Below are 19,738 nucleotides of genomic sequence, written 5' to 3'. Positions count from 1 at the left end.
CGTCTCGGTGGTTCGGCGGCCTGTTGGTGGTGTCTGTCGTGGTGGTTCGGCGGCCTGTTGGTGGGGTTTGTCTCGGTGGTTCGGTGACCTGCTGCTCGGTTTTGCCTCGCCGGCTCGCCGGCACGCCACCCGGTCCGGCCTGGATGATGTGTCGGTCCGCGGACCGAGTCCGTCCAGACGTGCTGCCGATCTGACGGCCCGCCACTCGGGTGTCCTCCGCCGGTTCGCGGGCCAGCTGCCCGGGTCTGCGTCGGTGGTTCGTGGACTTGCTGCTCGGGTCTGCTTCGCCAGCTCGGCGGCTTGTTGCTCGGGTTTGTCGCGCTGGTTCGGCGGCTTGCAGCTCGGATTTGTCGCGCTGGTCGGTGGTTTTGCTTGTGGCCCGGGTCTGTTTCGGTGATTCGTTGGTGTGTCTGTCGCTGGCGGTTTGTCTCGTCGCTTTGCAGGCTCGCCGCTCGGGTTTGTCTCGCCGTTGACAGGCCCGCCACTCCAGGTTGTTGGCGATTCGGCGCCCACAGCCCCGGCTCACCTTGGCGATCCGCCGCCCGGGTCGGCTGTGTCGGTTCGGCCGGTTGTGATGCCGGTTTCGTCAGTCGGTGGCCTGGTTCCACACCCGTCCAGCCCGTGCACCCGTCCAACCTGTGCAGCCGAACGCACCCGCACCCGCACCCCTGCCCGTGCACCCGCGTCCCGTGCGGTCAGCTGGTGCCGAGGCGGAATTCCAGCAGGCAGCGTTGGTCGCTCAGGTCGGTCAGGGTGTCGAGGACCAGGTGGTGGGCGGAGGCGAGGCTGCGGAATTCGTCGACCCGTCGTTCGCGGCTGCCGAAAATCGTGAGCATTGCCAGGTCCATTGCGGTTTCCCCACGTCGTCCGCCGATTGGTTCGACGATCAGGATGCGGCCGGCGGGGTGGGCGGCTTCGACGCAGCGGTCCAGGATCCGGTGCGCGTGCTCGTCGTCCCAGTCGTGCAGGATGTCCGACAGCAGGTAGGCGTCCGCTCCGGCCGGGAGCGGGTCGAAGAAACTCGCCGCGGTCACGCGTGCCCGGTCGCCCAGCTCGCAGGCACGGAAAGTGCCGGCGGCGGCCGCCGCGGTCGGCTCCAAATCGACCAGGTGCCCCCGCACTCCGGGACATGCGGCGAGAATCGCGGCGAGCAACGTGCCGCGTCCCCCGCCGACGTCGACGACGGTGGCGAAACGTCCCCAGTCGTACCCCGCGACGATCTGCGGAACCTGGTCCCGGAATCGGTGCGTCATCTGCCGATCGAACGACTCCCGCAGAGCCGGCTGCTCCGCGAGATCAGCCCAGAAATCCTGCCCGTACCGGCGGGCATACCCGGCCTCGCCGGTGGTGACGCTGTGCAGCAGCTCGGCGAAAGCCAGCTCCGCGCGCCCGCCGGCCGTGTTGAGATCCAGCAGATTCGCCAGACCGTTGCCTGCGTCGGCGCACAGGGCACTGCCGTATCCGGTCGTCCGGTAGCCCTCGGTCCCCTGCGCGAGAACGCCGAGCGTGACCAGATGTCCCAGCAGCAACTCGAGCGCGACCGGCGAAACACCGAGCTCCTCCGCGACCTGTGCGCTACTCATTGCGTTGTCACGCAACCGGTCCGGCAGCCCCAGGGTGACTGCCACCCGCAATGCCATCGGAGTGGCCAGCCCGGCGAGGTCCCGGAGCACGGCAGAATCCCGTTCGCCCATGGAAAACACAGTGGCATGCCCGTCAACCGGAAAACGCGACCTGCCGGATGTTTCGCTCGCGTCACACGCCTCGCAAAACTGCTGACAAATACGAAACACCAGAAGACCTGGCCGGTTACCTGCGCACGGAATGGTATGGTCATGGAAACATTCCGAGTGCGGTCCGCGCGCGTTCTTCCGGCTGAAGGGGAGACGGCGTCCGCGTGGCAGCTCCGGGTGCGGATGGACGACCGGCCCGGCACGCTCGCGCGCATCGCCATCCGGCTGGCCGATCTGGGGTGCAACGTCCTCGGGCTCACCGTGTTCCCGGTCCCCGGCGGGGTACTCGACGACATCGTGCTGCGCCCGGCTATTGGTCTGCCGAAAGACGTCCTCGCCGAGGCGATCCGGGACGAGGGGTGCGTCTGCTCGGGAGTCGTCGAGGCCGGTGTACACGAGTTGCGGGATCCGCCGACCGCCGCACTTTACGCGGCACACCAAGCGGTCGACGCACCGGAACGACTCATGGACGTGGTACGGCAGGTGCTGACGGCGGACCTCGTCACCCGAGTCCCGGCGGCGGAGGCCAATCCCGGCCGTACCGAAGGTGGGCACCGGGCAGTGTTCCCGATCGAGGCGGGAAACGCACTGGTGGCCCGCCGCCAGTGGGCACCATTCGTCGAGCTCGAACTGACCCGCGTCACCGCCCTGATCGACCTGCTCGCGGCGGCGCGGAACAACGTGGCGGGTGCGGTCGTGCTCGACCGCGCCGACGGAGCTGCCGTGGTCCTGCGCCACGGAACCCCGCGGGACACCGAAGCGGTGGCCGCGCTGCACCAGCGTTGTTCGAGGACGACGTTGTTCAACCGCTACCACACCGGGGTGCGCACGGTGCCGCGAAGATGGTTGCACAAGCTGCTTTTACCGCCGCGCGGAGTGAGCGTGCTCGCGGTCTGCGGCCGGGACGTCATCGGCCTCGGCCAGCTGATACCTCAGCCGGACGGGACCGCGGAGATTTCGCTCCTGGTGGAGGATTCGTGGCAGCGCGAAGGAATCGGGGCCGCGCTGCTGTCGAGACTGGCGGTCCTGGCCGCTGCGAGGCGCATCACGGAACTCATCGCGACCCGCCTCCCCGGCGACGACGCCCTGATCCGCACCGCCCGCCGCGCCGGCCTGCACCCCGTCCCGGCGCCGGGCGAGGCCGAGACGGTGCGGCTGATCTTTCCTGACGGTCCGGTTCCGCGGTGAGTCAGCGGTTCCAGAACCAGTCCTTGCCGCGTGCCTCGCGCAGGGCCTGCTTCTTGCGTTCCGGGGTGAGGCGGTCGAGGTACAACTTTCCGTCGAGGTGGTCGGTTTCGTGCTGGAGGCACTGGGCCAGCACGTCGACGCCCTCGACCTCGATCGGCTCGTTGCGCAGGTCGACGCCCCGGACGACCGCTTGCTTCGCCCGCACTGTGGGGTACCACAGCTCCGGAACCGACAGGCAGCCTTCGCCGATCTCGTGCGTCTCCTCGGAGAGGTGGGTGATTTCGGGGTTGATGACGTACCCGGTCAGCCCGCCGACGTCGTAACTGAACACCCGCAGCCCGACTCCGATCTGTGGCGCCGCCAGTCCCGCGCGCCCCTCCGGCTGCACGCTGTCGAGCAGGTCTTTCACCAGCGCTTCGATCCTGCTGTCGAAGGTGGTCACCGGGTCGCAGCCGGACTTCAGTACCGGGTCACCGAAGTAGCGCAGCTCGCGCATAGCCATGTCGAACGTCCTTATGTCACCGAAGGGCCGTACCGAGTCTAGTGACCACGCCCGCCCCACCCGGCAGGGTGCTTTCCCGAGGTGCCGAACCCACCTCGGCCGAGCCCGCGCACACCCGGATGGCCGGGAACCGCGCTGAGCCGGACAGCGGTCTTCGGGCAGGCGCTTGCGGCTGGTGGCAGGGCATCCTGCAGGCGTGAGGTGTGTACCGGCCGGTCTGGTGTCCAGCTGCTGTGTACCAGTCGAGAAGCCCGGCCGTCCGGCCCGAGTGTAAGTGCGCCGACTGTCGGTTACGTCCGCGGAGGTGGTGTACGGGTTCGTCGCTGGTGAGCGGCGTGGCGTCGTGACGTGAGACGGCCACCGCGTGATCTTTCTCGAGTACCGACCAAGGAACTCCAGGAAGGACCACCACGATGGCCGCACCACACAGTGTGGACCCTGCCCAGCTTGTCGAGGAGCTCGCCTCGGCGGGTGTGTCGCCGGATCTGTTGCAGACGATGATCGCGACGATGGCGAACGCGTTGATGTCGTCGCAGGCCGATCAGCAGTGCGGGGCCGGCTATGGCGAGCGCAGCAGCGAGCGGACGAACCAGCGCAACGGCTACCGGGCCCGGGAGTGGGACACCCGAGCGGGCACGATCGAGTTGGCGGTGCCGAAGCTGCGCCAGGGCTCCTATTTCCCGGACTGGCTGCTGACCCACCGCCGCCGCGCCGAGCAGGCCCTGGTCACCGTCGTGGCCACGGCCTACCTACTCGGTGTCTCCACCCGGCGGGTGGAGAAGCTGGCCGAACAACTCGGGGTGAAGTCGCTGTCGCGTTCGCAGGTCAGCGAGATGGCCACGCACCTCGACGGGCAGGTCGCCGCGTTCCGCGAGCGCCCGCTCGACCAGGGCCCGTACACGTTCGTGTGGGTCGACGCGCTCACGGTGAAGGTCCGCGAAGACGGCCGGGTGGTCAACGTGCACGCGCTGCTCGCGACCGGGGTGAACGCCGACGGGCACCGCGAGATCCTCGGCCTGGATGTGGCCTCCAGCGAGGACGGAGCGGGCTGGTTGGCGTTCCTGCGCGGTCTGGTCGCCCGCGGCCTGTCCGGGGTCCAGCTCGTCATCTCCGACGCCCATCCCGGCTTGGTGGCGGCGATCGCCTCGGCGTTGCCGGGTGCGGCGTGGCAGCGGTGTCGCACCCACTACCTGCGTAACCTGCTCTCCCGTGTTCCGAAGTCGGCGCAGCCGCATGTCGCTACGCAGGTGCGCACGATCTTCGACCAGCCCGACGCCGACGCCGTCACAGCCCAGTACGGACGCGTGGTCGACACTCTCACCGCGCGCTGGCCCGACGCAGCCGAGCACCTCGACAACGCCCGCGATGAGCTGCTGGCGTTCACCGCATATCCGCGCGAGGTCTGGCGCCAGATCTGGTCGAACAACCCTCAAGAGCGACTGAACAAGGAGATCCGCCGTCGCACCGACGTGGTCGGGATCTTCCCCGGCCGCGACTCCCTGATCCGCCTCGTCGGCGCCGTCCTGGCCGAACAGAGTGATGAGTGGACCGAGAACCGCCGCTACATGGGCCTCGATCTACTGGCCCGCTCACGCATCCGCATCGTCACCACCGAAGCCGCACCGACCGGCAGCGAGGCACTCATGACAACCGAGGCAATAACCGCCTAGAATCCCGAACCAAGATCACGCGGAGTCGATCTCATACACCACTCCGCCGGACGTGACCCGACTGTCGGGGATGACAACCGATCGCATCCGACCTCGGGTGGTTGGCGCCAGCAGCCACCAACCGCACTCGCCTGCCTTCCAGTAGCGTCAGCCGGTTGCCAACTGTCGTCAAGTGCCGCTGACGGTCATCGTTTGCTGCTGCTCGTGGGTGGTTGCCGGAGATTGCATCGGACTGAGGTCAACCGACGCCGGCATCGCTGACGGTTACCGGCCGTCGTCTGTACGTGGTTGTGGTCAGGTGCCGGGTGGAGTCAGTCGGCGTCTGACACCGCCGTCCGTCGAGGTTGGCAAAGTCGCCGCTGTCGGTGGTCGGCGAATGTCGCTGATCGCAAGCGGCTGCGGGAGGGTGCTGCTGGATGCCGCCGCCTGGCCACCGGTGGCTGGCGAATGCCGCTGATTCCGACAGGCCGCCGCGGAGGGCTGCCCGCCGGGCCACTGACGGCGGAGAGCGGTCGGATGGCTGCCGGTGGCGGAGGGCGGTGGGCTGGCCACCAACGGTGGAGTTCGGCCAGGTGGCGGAGGGCGGTCGGGTGGCTGCCGGTGGCGGAGAGCGGTGGGCTGGCCGCCAACGGCGGAGAGCGGCCAGGTAGCTGCCGACGGCGGAAGGCGGTCAGGCGGTCGCCGGTGGGTTCATGCGCGCAAGCGGAGTCCTTTCGGGGTTGCCCGAAAGCCGGCTTCCTGGAGGATTTCGGCCAGTTCCGAGGTCAGGGCGTGTTCGCCGTCGGCGCGTTGGACTGCCAGCTGGCCCAGCCACCCCTCTCGGACGGCGGTGGACAGGGCGGCCGCGGCGGCTTGCAAGGGTGTTCGTTCCTCGGTGAAGCTCAGCAGGGAGCGGCCGCCGCGTTCGACGTAGAGGGCCGGTACTCCGTCCACCAGGACTGCCAGTGCGCCGGCTTTGCGGGCGGGACGGTGTTTCGTGTCGCCGGTTGCGGCAGGCCACTGCAATGCCGCGCCGTACGGCTGTGCCGGATCGGCCGCCGCGAGGACCACCGCGCCGTCGCGTCCGCGGTCGGTGGAGGTCGGCGGTCCGGACAGCGCGCGCAGCCGGTCGACGGCGCCCTTGGCGGCGAACTGGGCCGCACCGAGACCTTCGACCACGTACCCGCGTACGACCTGCCCGGTGTCCTCCATACCCCGCAACACTTTGTAGATACCGGAGAAACCGCCGGTGACCCGTTCGGTGTCGAGAGCGCCGCGGGTGAGTACACCGTGCCGTTCGAGGAACGCCTCGGTGCGGGCGTGGGCGCGACGCGTCGGTTCGGCTTCCCGGGGCGGCGTGAGTGCCCATCGGCCGGCCGCGGTGGGCGGACCGGTGCGCGAGGGCATGGCGGGACGGCTCGCGCGCATTCGCGCGTAACGGCCGCGTGGTGCGGCCCGGCGGGGTTTGTGCGCGCCGCGGCCGGCCACCTGCGCCCGCAGCGGCGCGAAGGTGTCGCCCGTGACCACACCGGCCCACACCAGATCCCACAGCGCCGCCACGACGTCGCCGTCGTTCGGAGGGGCCTCCAGCGCGGGCGTGATGCGGTCCACGAGCTGCCTGAAGAACAACGCTCCGCCTTCCAGCGTCGTGACGATCGCCTCGTGCAGGGGACTTTCCGGCAGGTTCTCCTCCACCTCGGGCAGCAGCAGGTCCGCGACGTCGGACGGCGCCAGCGCCAGCCAGCCGTCACCGCCGGCGAGCGCGCCGCAGCCCGCCCACGTGACCTCACCGGCCGTGGTGAGTTCGTCGAGCAGCGCCGGCGAGTACCCCGGCAACCGGCTCGGCAGGATCAGGGACTCGACGGCACTGGCCGGCAACGGTGCGCCGGCCAGCTGCTCGACCACCGCCAGGACGTCATCGGCGGTCGGCGCGGACCGCACTCGTGCGCCGATCCCGTGCCAGGCGGGCAGAAACCGGCCTAGTGCCGCGGGTTCCACGGGTTCGACCTCGGCCCGCAACCGTGCCAGCGATGCCCGCCGCAGCCGGCGCAGCACCGCGGCATCACAGTATTCGAGGCCCACCCCGTGGGTGTCCGGATGACCGATCGGGCTCAGCTCGCCCCGCACCAGCCTGCCCTCCCCGGTCAACCGGTCGAGCACGCCGGCGACCACGGCGGTGCCCAGCCCGAACCGTGTGGCCGCGGCCGCCGCGGTGAACGGGCCGCGGGCGCGCGCGTACCGGGAGACCAGGTCGCCCAGCGGATCCGCGACCGGTTCGGTGAACGCTTCCGGTACGCCCACCGGCAGCGCGACGCCCAGCGCATCGCGTACCCGCCCGGCGTCCTCGATCGCCAGGTACCGCTCTGCGCCGCCGATGCGCACCTGGATCGCCCGCCTCGCCGCGACGAGTTCGGTGAGCCACTCCGGTTGGATCCCGCGCTCCGAAGCCTCCGCAGTGGACAGGTCGCCGAGGAACCGCAGCAGGTCCGCCGCGTCCTCCGCGGACCGGGCGTGCCGCTCCGGATCGAGCCGTTGCAGTGACCGCTCGACCTCGGCCAGCGCTTCCGGATCGAGCAGCTCGCGGATCGCCTCCGTGCCGAGCAGTTCGGCGAGCAACGCCGAGTCCAGCGACAACGCGGCCGCCCGCCGCTCGGCCAGCGGCGCGTCCGTCTCGTACAGGAACATGCCGACGTAGCCGAACAGCAGGCTCCGCGCGAACGGCGACGCGCCCGGCGTCTCGACCTCGACCAGCCGCACTCTGCGCGCCCGGACGTCGCCCATCAGCTCCCGCAGACCGCCCACGTCGTAGACGTCCTGCAGAACCTCGCGCATGGCCTCCAGGATGACCGGGAACCGTTCGTACTTGGCCGCCACCGACAGCAGCTGCGAGGCCCGCTGCCGCTGTTGCCACAACGGCGTGCGCCGCCCCGGGTCCCGGCGAGGCAGCAGCAGCGAACGGGCCGCGCATTCCCGGAACCGGGCCGCGAACACGGCCGAGCTGCTGACCTCCGCGACGATCAGCTGCTCGACCTCCTCCGGGTCGAGCAGCACGTCGTCGGAACCGATGGTGACCTCGCCGCCGTCGGCGTCGAGCGCGTCCGGCAGCCGCAGCACGATGCCGTCGTCGGAGTGCGCCACCTGGGCATCGACCCCGCGGTGTTCCCGCAGCCGGGCGGCGATCGCCAGCGCCCACGGCGCGTTGACCTGCGCACCGAACGGCGAGTGCAGCACGATCCGCCAGTCACCCAGCTCGTCGCGGTAGCGCTCCAGCAGAAGCGTGCGGTCGTTCGGCACGTGCCGGGTCGCCGACTTCTGTTCCTCCAGATACGCCAGCAGGTTGTCGCACGCCCGCTGGTCGAGTCCGGCCGCGGCGGCCCGGTCGCGTGCCGCCGCGGTGTCCGAAGTGGACAGCTCACGCACGAACGCGCCCAGCGCGCGGCCCAGCTCCAGCGGACGGCCCGCCGCGTCGCCCTTCCAGAACGGCATCCGGGCCGGCTGCCCCGGTGCCGGCACGACGAGCACTCGGTCGTGCGTGATGTCGGTGATGCGCCACGAAGACGTGCCGAGCAGGATCGTGTCGCCGACCCGCGATTCGTAGACCATCTCCTCGTCGAACTCGCCGACGCGGGAGCCGGGCTTGCCTTCCTCGCCCGGGGTCATCACCGTGAACAGTCCCCGGTCGGGGATCGTGCCGCCGGACGTGACCGCCAGCCGCTGCGACCCCGGCCGGCCGTGCAGCTCGCCGGCGACCCGGTCCCAGGTGATCCGCGCGCGCAGTTCGCCGAACTCCTCGCTCGGGTACCGGCCGGCGAGCATGTCGAGCACCGCGTGCAGCGCGTCGTCCGGCAGCGCGGTGAACGGCGCCGCCCGCCGCACCAGAGCCGCGAGATCCGGCACCGTCCACGGCTCCAGCGCCACCATCGAGACCACGTGCTGGGCCAGCACGTCCAGCGGATTGCGCGGGTAGCGCACCGCCTCGATCGCCCCGGTAGCCATCCGCTCCGCGACCACCGCGCAGGACACCAGGTCGCCGCGGAACTTCGGGAACATGACGCCGGAGGACACGGCGCCGACCTGGTGCCCGGCCCGGCCGACGCGCTGCAGCCCGGACGCGACCGTGGGAGGCGCCTCGATCTGCACGACGAGATCCACCGCACCCATGTCGATGCCCAGCTCGAGCGAGGAGGTGGCCACCACGCACGGCAGCCGCCCGGACTTCAGCTCCTCCTCGACGTGGGTGCGCTGCTCCCGCGACATCGACCCGTGGTGCGCCCGCGCGATCACCGGCGCCGCGCCCGTGGTGAGCCCGGACTGCCCGATCGCCTCGGCCGGGAAACTGCCGCCGTCGGGCAGCTCGGTCTGCTCCGCGGCCAGCTCGTTGAGCCGCGCGGTGAGCCGTTCGGTGAGCCGCCGCGAATTGCCGAACACGATGGTGGAACGGTGTGCCCGGATCAGCTCCAGCACCCGTTCCTCCACGGCCGGCCAGATCGACGGCCGCCGCGCCGCCGCGCCGGAATCCTCGTCCGGGGAGCCGCCCTCGGACGGCAGCTGCGACAGCGAGGTGAGGTCCTCGAGCCGCTCCATCGGCGACGGCGCCGGTCCGTCGAGGTTGGCCATGTCCTCGACCGGCACCTCTACGCGTACCTGGATCGTCTTCGCGAGCTTCGGCTGCACCACGGTGACCGGGCGCCCGCCCGCGAGGAACGCGCTGACCTCGTCGACCGGGCGCACCGTGGCGGACAGGCCGATCCGCTGCGCGGGCCGGGGCAGCAGCTCGTCGAGCCGCTCCAGCGACAGCGCGAGGTGTGCCCCGCGCTTGCCGCCGGCGACCGCGTGCACCTCGTCGACGATGACCGTCTCGACCCCGGCCAGCGATTCGCGTGCCGACGAGGTGAGGATGAGAAACAGCGACTCCGGGGTGGTCACCAGCACGTCCGGTGGGGTCTTGCCGAACGAGCGGCGCTCGGCCGCGGTCGTGTCGCCGGTGCGCATGCCGACCTCGATCTCCGGCGCCGGCAGCCCGAGCCGGCGGGCGGCCTGGGAAATCCCGGTCAGCGGCGCACGCAGATTGCGCTGCACGTCCACCGCCAGCGCCTTCAGCGGCGACACGTAGAGGATCCGGCACCGCTCACGAGGACGGGATGGCGGTGGTTCCGAGGACAGCCGGTCGAGCGCCCAGAGGAACGCGGACAGCGTCTTGCCGGACCCGGTGGGCGCCACGACCAGGGCATGCTGCCCGGCGTGCGCGGCCCGCCAGGCCCCTTCCTGCGCCGCGGTCGGGGCGGCGAAGGCTCCGGCGAACCAGGTACGGGTCGCCGGGGAGAAGAGATCGAGGACGTCTTGTGCCACGTCGTCCATGATGCGCGGCACCTCCGACAGTTTCCGATCCGCGGCCGGGGCACCCCGGTCGAACAACCCTCGTGTGGGTGACCCGAGGTCGCCGGCGACCCGTTTTCCGGGTCCGCACGCACGGTGACCGGGCTCGTGGCAGCATCACCGCCAGCACTGGCACGTCGAGGGGAAGTACTGTGCGGATCCTGTCGGTGGACCTCGGGACGTCCAACACCGTCGCCGTCCTGTCGGCGCACGGCAGGCCGCCGCGCGTCGTGGAGGTGGACGGATCGGCCACCATGTCGTCCGCCGTTTACGCCGGCGAAGAGGGCACGCTCATGGTCGGCCGCGACGCCGAGCGCCGCGCACGGCTCGATCCGACGCGGTTCGAGCCCAACCCGAAACGCCGGATCGACGAGCAGACGTTGCTGCTCGGCACCGACGTCATTCCCGTCAACGAGGCGCTCGCCGCGATCCTGCGCCGGGTGCTGGACGAGACCACGCGCCAGCTCGGTGGTGAGCAGCCCGAGGAGGTGCGGCTCACCCACCCCGCGCAGTGGGGTCCGGTGCGTCGCAACGTACTGCTGTCGGCGGCGCGGCTTTCCGGGATCCGCGGGAACCTCGTTCTCGTCCCCGAGCCCGTCGCGGCTGCCGCGCACTTCGCGTCCTACCCCGGACGCGCGCTCGCTCCGGGGCAGGCTCTCGCGGTGTACGACCTCGGCGCCGGCACCTTCGACGTCGCTGTCGTGGGCGCGAACCAGAACGGGTACACCGTGCTCGCCGAAGACGGGCTGCCGGACCTCGGCGGCCTCGATGTGGACCAGGCGCTGATGGTGCACGTCGGGCGGGAGGTGTCGCATTCGGACCCGCAGCGTTGGCAACGGCTTCTCCGCCCCGAGTCCACTGCGGACCGCCGTACGCGGCGCGCGCTGCAGGAAGACGTGAAGGCCGCGAAGGAAGCGCTGTCCCGGCATCCGCAGACTGAGGTGCCGATGCCGGAGCCGTTCAAGGACGTACTCGTCACGCGCGGCGAACTCGAGGGTTTGGTGCGTCCGGCGATGCTGCGGAGCGTGGAGCTGCTGTCGCGGACGCTGCGTTCGGCCGGGCTGACGCAGGACCGTCTCGCGGGCATCTACCTCGTCGGTGGGTCGAGCCGGCTGCCGTTGGTCGGATCGATGATCACGGAAAAGCTCGGCGTCGTACCCGCGAGCCTCGACCAGCCGGAGACTGCTGTCGCGCTGGGTGCGCATCACGTGGCGCGTGACGGGCTGTCGATGCGTACGCAGAACGTCGAGGGGCAAGTCGCTTCGGGTGGGCACGCGCCGGCTGTGGGCTCTCCGCCCGGCAACTATCCCGCGTACGCGCCTCCCGCTCCTGCGTTCCCCTCGGGGCCGGCGCCGTCCAACTTTCCGGCGTACTCGCCTGCTGTGCCGGAGAAGAAGAGCCGTACGAAGCTGTGGATCGGCATTGCCGCGGCGGTGGTGGTGCTGCTGGCCGCAGGGCTCACGGTGTTCCTCACCACGAGGTCGTCGGTGGACACGTACACAGCTGACGAGTGCCGTACGCCGGGTCGGACCGACTCGTCCGGCCTGACCGGCTGTATGCGCCAGCTGGCCGGGAAGGTCGCCGATTCGGGCGGCTGTCAGGCCGGCACGGGCAACGGTCCCGCGGCGCCGGCGAACAAGCTCGGAACAGCCGTGACGTGTGCCGCGCCGGGCCGCGCGGGCACTCAGGTGACCTATATCCAAGGACAGTCGGCGGAGGAGCTGAAGGCTTACACCGACGGGTTGCTCAGTTCCGCGGCCGGGGACCGCGTCGAGGCGGACTGGAAGGGCAACGACCTGCAGGGGCACTACGCTTCGGCGGCCGGGCGGACGTCCTCGGTGCTCGTGTTCACCGTGCGGGACCGGCCGCTCGTCGGGTTCATCTACCAGGTGAATTCCGGTGGTCAGGCGACCACGCCGAGCGCGCTGGCCGACTACTTCGAGCAGAACGTGCAGCCGGGGGAGTGAGTCCGGCGCCGGAGCGGGAGTTAACATTCGGCCGATGCGTATCACGGTGTTCCGGCGGCTGATGACCGACGAGTTCGGGGCCGCCCGCGCCGACGTTCTTTCCCAGGACCACGTGCTCAGCGGGCTCGGCGGCCGGACGGTCGAGCAGGCGCTGGCGGCGGGGGTCCCGGCCAAGGAGATCTGGCGCGAGGTCTGCGTGGCCTTCGAGATCCCGCCGGAGCGGCGCTGACCTGTGCCTTTGCCCGGTGGCGACCGTCCGGCGGGCGAAAAAAGCCCGGGGCGGGCGTGTCGGTGCCGGCCTCGAACACCTGTTCGTCTATGGTGTTGTCCACAACGGGGCCAGCGATCCACAGATCGGTCGCCGCGCCTGGAATTGTCGGTCCCTCCCCGTAACGTCGGACCGGAACAGAGCTTGACCCCGGACGAGCTTGATCTGGACAACCGAACAAGACACAGGCCCCAACCAGCGAGGTGGACTTCCATGCCAGCAGCACCCGACAAGGACAAGGCGCTCGAGCTCGCCCTTGCGCAGATCGACAAGCAGTACGGCAAGGGCTCGGTGATGCGCCTCGGCGAGGACACCCGCCCGCCCATCGCGGTGATCCCCACCGGCGCGATCGCTCTCGACGTCGCGCTCGGCATCGGCGGGCTGCCGCGTGGCCGGGTCATCGAGGTCTACGGCCCGGAGTCCTCGGGTAAGACCACGGTCGCCCTGCACGCGGTGGCCAACGCGCAGCGGGGCGGCGGGATCGCCGCGTTCATCGATGCGGAGCACGCGCTCGACCCGGAGTACGCGAAGGCGCTCGGCGTCGACACCGACGCGCTGCTCGTCTCGCAGCCGGACACCGGTGAGCAGGCGCTGGAGATCGCCGACATGCTGATCCGCTCCGGCGCGCTCGACATCCTGGTCATCGACTCCGTCGCGGCGCTCGTGCCGCGGGCGGAGATCGAGGGCGAGATGGGCGATTCGCACGTGGGCCTGCAGGCCCGCCTGATGAGCCAGGCGCTGCGGAAGATCACCGGTGCGCTGTCCAACTCCGGCACCACCGCGATCTTCATCAACCAGCTGCGTGAGAAGGTCGGCGTGATGTTCGGCTCGCCGGAGACCACCACCGGTGGCAAGGCGCTGAAGTTCTACGCCTCGGTCCGGCTCGACGTGCGCCGGATCGAGACCCTCAAGGACGGTGGCGAGGCGGTCGGCAACCGCACCCGGGTCAAGGTCGTCAAGAACAAGGTGGCCCCGCCGTTCAAGCAGGCCGAGTTCGACATCCTCTACGGCCAGGGGGTGTCCCGCGAGGGCTCGCTCATCGATATGGGGGTCGACCAGGGCATCCTGCGCAAGTCGGGCGCCTGGTACACCTACGAGGGCGACCAGCTCGGCCAGGGCAAGGAGAACGCCCGACGCTTCCTGCGGGACAACCCGGACATCGCCAACGAGGTCGAGAAGCGCATCAAGGAGAAGCTCGGCATCGGCCCGCAGCTCGACGCCGACGCGGTCGAAGCAGTGCCGGCTCCGGTCGACTTCTGACCGGCGGCTGACCACGCCGAGTTCCCCGCCGGCACCGCCGCCGGACCGGGATTGCCGATCGTTTCCCGGCCTCGTGCCGACCAGGGGCGACATGGGTGATCCTGGTCGGTGGCGTGGTGGCGTGGTGGCGCGCGAGGTCAGGGTCGGCGTCGGGCGTTTCCTGCCGCGGGAACGGAGAGTCGGTCTTGCCCTGATGTCCCCGTAGTCGCACCGTGTCGTGGTTCGACGCTTAGACGTCGGTATGGAGTCGCGTTGCCGGTTGCGGCTTGTGAGCGGCAGTTGTGGCGTGGTGAGGGCCTTCGTGTCACTGTGTGGCGACTTCGGTGTCGTGGCTTGGTGTGGCTGCCGAGGGACGCGGGTGTCACGGTCCGGGGTAAGTGCGTGGTTGCGGTGACTCTGGCGTGGTGAGTGTGCCGGGGTCGTGATGAGGGTGCTGCCGATCGGCGGTACCGGAGTGGGAGTGCGGTCGTGGCGAGGGCGCCGAAGGTCGAGCCGGCGGAAATGGCTCCGGACGAGCGGGCGAAGAAGGCCAAGGAAATCTGCTTCGACCTTCTTGCCGCGCGGCCGCGGACTGCCGACGAGCTGCGGCAGACGTTGCAGCGCAAGGGGTTCGACAGCGAAACCGTGGAAACCTTGCTCGGCAAGCTGGACCGTGCGGGCCTCGTCGACGACGCCGCGTTCGCCGAAACGTGGGTCCGCAACCGGCATGCCAACCAAGGGCTCTCCCGCACCGCGCTCGTCGCGGAACTGCGGCGCAAAGGCGTCGACGAGGAGATCGCGAACCAGGCCGCAGGGGAAGTCGACCGGGAATCCGAGGAGGAACGGGCGCGGGAACTCGTACGCAAGCGCCTCCGCTCGCTCGGCAACGTCGACGAGCAGACCGCGATCCGCCGGCTGCTGGGCTTTCTCGCGCGCAAGGGTTACCCGCAGGGCCTCGCCTACACCGTCATCCGCGACGAACTCCGCACCTACGGCGCAGAATCCGCCCTCCTCGACGACGCGGCCCTCGACTGACCGCACCCGTCCAGTCCGTCGCGTGAGAGGCAGGGCTCGCGGGAACGCGGGATTTCGCAGGCGATCGCGGGAAAGCCCAGGCGGTGGTGGGAACGGCTCGGGGAAATCCGCCCGTCGTGTGCGAAAGATTGCTTCGTGCGCGGCGCGCACGCGAACCTGGTGGTGTTCGCCGCCCGGCGCGAGAGCCAGGCCGGTGTGCGCCTCGCGATCCGAGCCAGCCTGCGCGACGCGCGGTCGTAGGCGCCAGTCCGTGGGACGCCGGTCGTGAAGCGGCATGCAAAGGCGACTCGGTTCGTGAGGGCAGGCTGCGCGGAAGTCAGGCGTGGGCAGCTCGTGTGAGAGGCGAGGGTGAGCCAGTCCGGAAAGGGCGGAGGCAGCTTGCGTGAGAGGCGAGGGTGAGCCAGTCCGGAAGAGGCCAGTGTAGGGCAGCTCGCGTGGGAGGTAAGGGAGTCAGCTCGGGAAGCGGAGGCAGCTTGCGCCTGAGCCAGGCGTGGGGCCGGTCCGGAAGTATCCAGCGTGGGGCAGCTCGTGTGAAAGGCAACGGTGAGCCAGCCCGGGAGAACGTGCGGGCAGCGTGAGCCAGAACCAAGCGTGGAGCCAGTCCGGAAGGGGCCCGGGACGAAGCCACACCTGACACGCAGGCACCGCACCCCCACGCGAGCGCGGAGGGGAGCGTGGCGCTGCGGCAGGTGCTGACGCCCGAGCTATCCGGCCGCTACCGGCCCCGCTGTGCCAAGCACCGCTGCTTGCGGTCATCTGCGTCGGGGCGCAGATGCGGCCCGCCCGCGACTGATCGTCGGAGCGGGCGGGCACCGCGGGGGTGGCCGCGGGCGGCTCACCGTAGCGTGGCGGCCTCCGCGGCGAGGTTGCGTACCTCGTCGAAGTCCTTGGTGGACAGGAGCTTTTCCGGGGTCAGCCAGGAACCTCCGACGCAGCCGACGTTGGGCAGCGCCAGGTAGGACCGCGCCGAATCCGGGGTGACGCCGCCGGTCGGGCAGAAGCGCAGGTCCGGCAGAGGGCCGGCGATCGACTTCAGGAACGCAGTGCCCCCGCTCGCTTCGGCGGGGAAGAACTTCAGCGCCGTCAGTCCCCGTTCGGCCAGGCGCAGCGCCTCCGACACAGTGCTCGCACCGGGGAGGAACGGCAGCCCGGTCGCGAAGGCGGCGTCCAGCAGGGCATCCGTGCAGCCCGGGGTCACCAGGAACTGCGCGCCCGCGGAAGCGGCCAGTTTCGCCTGCTCCTCCGACGTCACCGTGCCGGCGCCGACGACGATGTCCGGGACCTCGACGGCCACGCGCTCGATCGCGGCCAGCGCGGCCGGCGTACGCAGCGTCAGCTCGATCACGCCGACGCCGCCGGCGAGCAGCGCGCGGGCGGTCGGCACCGCGTCGTCGGCATCGTCGATCACCACGACGGGCATGACGGGCGAAAGGGTGAGCAGATCCGTCACTGACCGACCTCCTGGGTGTAGTGCGCGTACGAGGGCACCGCCATTGTCCCCTGCCCGAACGCCGGGACGCCGCGGGCGAGGGCGAGCTCCGGAGTGAGCGCGCCGAAAACGCTTGCGCCCTGGTCGGCCGGGCCCACCGCGCGGCGCAGCGCGCCGAACAGCTCCCGCCCGGTGCCGCTCCACGCCGACTCCGACGGGGGAGCGTCGATCAGATCGCGGCGGGTCAGCTCTTCGCCGGCGACCAGTGCGTCGAGGGTGCCGCTGCGGGCGTCGAAGCGGATCACGTCACCGTCGGCGATCCGGGCGATCGGACCGCCCACCGCTGCCTCCGGCGTCACCTGGATCGCCGCCGGGACCTTGCCCGAAGCGCCGGACATCCGGCCGTCGGTGAGCAGCGCGACGCGGAAGCCGCGATCCATCAGCACCCCCAGCGCCGGAGTCAGGCCGTGCAGCTCCGGCATCCCGTTGGCCTGCGGGCCCTGCTGCCGCAGCACCACGACCACGTCCCGGTCCAGCTCCCCGGCACGGAACGCGGCCGTGAACGACTCCTGCGAGGTGAACACCCGGGCCGGGGCCTCCACGACGCGGTGCTCCGGCGCGACCGCCGACACCTTCGTGACCGCGCGGCCCAGATTTCCCGCCACCATCCGCAGCCCGCCGTCCGGCGCGAACGGCCGCGACGCCGGGCGCAACACCTCCTCGTCGAGACTGCGGGCCGGCACTTCCCGCCACACCAGCTCACCGTCGGACAGGATCGGTTCCTGTGTGTAGTGCCGCAGGCCGAAACCGGCGACCGTGTGCACGTCCTCGTGCAACAGCCCCGCGTCCAGCAGCGTGCCCACCAGGAACTGGATGCCGCCGGCGGCGTGGAAGTGGTTGATGTCCGCGCTGCCGTTCGGGTACACCCGCGCCAGCAGCGGCACCACGGCCGACAGGTCCGAGAAGTCGTCCCAGGTCAGCTGGATGCCCGCGGCCGCGGCCACCGCGACCAAGTGCATCGTGTGGTTCGTCGACCCACCGGTGGCCAGCAGCGCGATGATGCCGTTGACGAAGGCTTTTTCGTCCAGCACCCGCGAAACCGGCGTGTACTGCTCGCCGCGGGACAACGCGACCACGCGCCGGCCTGCCTCCTCGGTGAGCGCCTGCCGCAGCGGCGTGCCCGGTTGCACGAAGCTCGACCCCGGCATGTGCAGGCCCATCACCTCCACCACCATCTGGTTGGAGTTGGCGGTGCCGTAGAACGTGCAGGTGCCGGCCGAGTGGTACGAGGCCGCCTCGGCGTCGAGCAGCTCCTCCCGCGTCGCGCGGCCCTCCGCGTACCGCTGCCGCACCGCCGCCTTCTCCTTGTTCGGCAGGCCCGAATTCATCGGCCCGGCCGGAACGAGGACAGCCGGCAGGTGCCCGAACGACAGGGCACCGATCAGCAGCCCCGGCACGATCTTGTCGCACACACCCAGCAACAGGGCCGCGTCGAACAGGTCGTGCGACAGCGCGATCGCCGTGGCCATCGCGATCACCTCGCGGCTGAACAGCGACAGCTCCATTCCCGGGCGGCCCTGCGTGATTCCGTCGCACATCGCGGGCACCCCACCGGCGAACTGCGCGACACCGCCGGCCGCGCGCACCGATTTCTTCAGCCACAACGGGTAATCCCGCATCGGCTGGTGCGCGGAGAGCAGATCGTTGTACGAGGACACGATGGCCACGCCGGGCGCGCGCGACTCCCGCAGCGCTTGCTTGTCCACGCCTTCCATGGCGGCGAAGCCGTGCGCGAGATTGCTGCACGCGAGGCCGCGGCGGGCCGGACCTTCCTCGTGGGCGGCCGCGCTACGGACGAGGTAAGCCGAGCGGGTCTCCGCACTGCGCTCGGCGATGCGGGCGGTGACTTCGGCGACGATCGGGTGGACCGCGGTGGGCGGATTCGGGCTGCTGCTCATGTCCGGCTCCCGGCTCACAAGTGGTGTGGTGGGGTTCGCGGGACGGCGGCGCTGGCGTCGCAGGAACGTGACGGTGACCACGGTAACCCGGCGGGCCTCCGAGACAAAATCGATTCAGAAAACCCCTACGAGTGAGCCGCGTCACGTCCGACCTGGTCAATGTGCTACTTGTCACATCGCACAATGCCAGGCAGAGTCGTATGTGACGAGGTGATCGTCATCCCGCACTGACGGCCCACCGATCAGGGAGGCTTTCGATGTCCACCACAGAACTCGCCGAACTACGGCGCACCATCGGCCAGTTGCGGCAGTGTGTGGGCGCCCTGCGCTCCCGGTACGGCGACGCTTCGGCAGTCCGCCGGCTGGCCAACGACGTCGAACGGCTCGACATCGACACCGCCGAACTCGACGGGCACCCGCAGGCGGTGCCCGCGCAGGCGAAACCCATGGACCGCGTCCCCGTGCCGGACACGCCTTACGACCCGGCGCTGTGGAGCGGCGCCGACGACGAAGGTGTCGGCGGCTACAAGCGCGACCAGCGGTGAGCGCGCCCGCTGACAACGACGTCAGCCGGGCAGGTACCGGCGTCCGCTCCCCGGGGCGGGCGCTGCTGGCCGACCGGACGCTGCGTACCGACCGGTGGTGGCTGCAGCCCCTGCTCACCGTGCTCGGGCTCGCCGCCTTCATCGTCTACGCGACGATCCGGGCGTTCGTGCGCACCGCGTACTGGGTGCCGGATTACCACTACCTGACGCCGTTCTACTCGCCGTGTGTGTCCACTTCGTGCGTCGAAGGGTCCAGCCACTTCGGACACTGGTTCGGGGATTTCCCCGGCTGGCTCCCGCTCGGCGTGCTCGTGCTGCCGTTCCTGCTCGGGTTCCGGCTCACCTGCTACTACTACCGCAAGGCGTACTACCGCTCGGTGTGGTTCTCGCCGCCGGCGTGCGCGGTCGCCGAACCGCACGCCCGCTACACCGGCGAGACGCGGCTGCCGCTGATCGTGCAGAACGTGCACCGGTACTTCTTCTACGTCGCGGTGCTGGTGTCGCTGGTGAACATCTACGACGCGGTGGTCTCGTTCCAGAGCCCCAGCGGGTTCGGTTTCGGTCTCGGCAACATCATCATCGTCGCCAACGTGGTGCTGCTCTGGGCGTACACGCTGTCGTGCCACTCCTGCCGGCACGTCACCGGGGGACGGCTCAAGCACTTCTCGAAACATCCGGTCCGGTACTGGATGTGGACGCAGATCACGAAGCTCAACACCCGGCACATGGCGCTCGCGTGGACCACGCTCGGCACGCTCGTGCTGACCGACCTCTACGTGATGCTGGTGTCGAGCGGGGCGATCGCGGATCTGCGTTTCGTCGGCTAGCGTCGGCACCCTCCTTTCGCAG

At 70.4% G+C, this 19,738-nt stretch carries 13 protein-coding genes; 8 read left to right on the top strand and 5 right to left on the bottom strand.

What is annotated here, in order from left to right; all coding sequences use genetic code 11:
* Nucleotides 1-695 precede the first annotated feature (695 nt).
* Nucleotides 696-1,694, bottom strand: coding sequence for a methyltransferase (locus BJY18_RS12320; protein ID WP_184780101.1), 999 nt, complete (start codon nucleotides 1,692-1,694; stop codon nucleotides 696-698).
* 141 nt (nucleotides 1,695-1,835) lie between these two features.
* On the opposite strand from BJY18_RS12320, the gene BJY18_RS12315 reads away from it, so the two are divergent.
* A complete protein-coding gene (locus BJY18_RS12315; RefSeq protein ID WP_184780100.1) occupies nucleotides 1,836-2,921 on the top strand; it encodes a GNAT family N-acetyltransferase in 1,086 nt (361 codons plus the stop codon).
* A gap of 1 nt (nucleotide 2,922) precedes the next feature.
* Here BJY18_RS12315 and def read toward each other — a convergent pair whose 3' ends face one another.
* Nucleotides 2,923-3,423: a peptide deformylase gene (def, locus tag BJY18_RS12310; RefSeq protein WP_184780099.1), complete on the bottom strand. Its 501-nt coding sequence runs from the start codon at nucleotides 3,421-3,423 to the stop codon at nucleotides 2,923-2,925.
* A gap of 413 nt (nucleotides 3,424-3,836) precedes the next feature.
* Between def and BJY18_RS12305 the strand changes: the two genes are divergently transcribed.
* Complete coding sequence (locus BJY18_RS12305) at nucleotides 3,837-5,093, top strand: IS256 family transposase (protein WP_184776778.1); 1,257 nt, start codon at nucleotides 3,837-3,839, stop codon at nucleotides 5,091-5,093.
* A 690-nt stretch (nucleotides 5,094-5,783) separates the two neighbouring features.
* On the opposite strand, the gene BJY18_RS12300 is transcribed toward BJY18_RS12305, so the two are convergent.
* Nucleotides 5,784-10,430, bottom strand: a complete 4,647-nt coding sequence (locus BJY18_RS12300; protein ID WP_184780098.1) for an ATP-dependent helicase — start codon at nucleotides 10,428-10,430, stop codon at nucleotides 5,784-5,786.
* A 170-nt stretch (nucleotides 10,431-10,600) separates the two neighbouring features.
* Between BJY18_RS12300 and BJY18_RS12295 the strand changes: the two genes are divergently transcribed.
* The 4 genes from BJY18_RS12295 (at nucleotide 10,601) to BJY18_RS12280 (ending at nucleotide 14,957) form a co-directional block, all read left to right on the top strand.
* Nucleotides 10,601-12,415, top strand: coding sequence for an Hsp70 family protein (locus tag BJY18_RS12295; protein ID WP_184780097.1), 1,815 nt, complete (start codon nucleotides 10,601-10,603; stop codon nucleotides 12,413-12,415).
* A 34-nt stretch (nucleotides 12,416-12,449) separates the two neighbouring features.
* Nucleotides 12,450-12,644 carry a DUF3046 domain-containing protein gene (locus tag BJY18_RS12290; protein ID WP_184780096.1) on the top strand — a complete coding sequence of 65 codons (195 nt, stop codon included), beginning with the start codon at nucleotides 12,450-12,452 and terminating at the stop codon, nucleotides 12,642-12,644.
* A 252-nt stretch (nucleotides 12,645-12,896) separates the two neighbouring features.
* Nucleotides 12,897-13,943 (top strand): recombinase RecA, encoded by a 1,047-nt coding sequence (recA, locus tag BJY18_RS12285; RefSeq protein ID WP_184780095.1) that lies wholly within the window; start codon nucleotides 12,897-12,899, stop codon nucleotides 13,941-13,943.
* Between the two features lie 501 nt (nucleotides 13,944-14,444).
* Nucleotides 14,445-14,957, top strand: coding sequence for a regulatory protein RecX (locus BJY18_RS12280; protein WP_184784583.1), 513 nt, complete (start codon nucleotides 14,445-14,447; stop codon nucleotides 14,955-14,957).
* Between the two features lie 835 nt (nucleotides 14,958-15,792).
* Here BJY18_RS12280 and eda read toward each other — a convergent pair.
* Both eda and edd read right to left on the bottom strand, forming a co-directional pair.
* Nucleotides 15,793-16,407 (bottom strand): bifunctional 4-hydroxy-2-oxoglutarate aldolase/2-dehydro-3-deoxy-phosphogluconate aldolase, encoded by a 615-nt coding sequence (gene eda / locus BJY18_RS12275; protein WP_312873826.1) that lies wholly within the window; start codon nucleotides 16,405-16,407, stop codon nucleotides 15,793-15,795.
* A complete protein-coding gene (gene edd / locus BJY18_RS12270; RefSeq protein ID WP_184780094.1) occupies nucleotides 16,404-18,344 on the bottom strand; it encodes a phosphogluconate dehydratase in 1,941 nt (646 codons plus the stop codon). Before edd ends, eda begins: the two co-directional genes overlap by 4 nt.
* Nucleotides 18,345-18,601: 257 nt before the next feature.
* On the opposite strand from edd, the gene BJY18_RS12265 reads away from it, so the two are divergent.
* The gene (locus BJY18_RS12265; RefSeq protein ID WP_184780093.1) at nucleotides 18,602-18,889 is read left to right on the top strand and encodes an Rv0250c family protein; all 288 of its coding nucleotides are present in this window, start codon (nucleotides 18,602-18,604) and stop codon (nucleotides 18,887-18,889) included.
* Nucleotides 18,886-19,716, top strand: a complete 831-nt coding sequence (sdhC, locus tag BJY18_RS12260) for a succinate dehydrogenase subunit SdhC (protein ID WP_184780092.1) — start codon at nucleotides 18,886-18,888, stop codon at nucleotides 19,714-19,716. Before BJY18_RS12265 ends, sdhC begins: the two co-directional genes overlap by 4 nt.
* Nucleotides 19,717-19,738 lie beyond the last annotated feature (22 nt).

Origin of the sequence: Amycolatopsis jiangsuensis (assembly GCF_014204865.1) — a bacterium.
Classification (GTDB): Bacteria; Actinomycetota; Actinomycetes; order Mycobacteriales; family Pseudonocardiaceae; genus Amycolatopsis; species Amycolatopsis jiangsuensis.
This window is presented reverse-complemented; position numbering and strand designations above follow the sequence as displayed.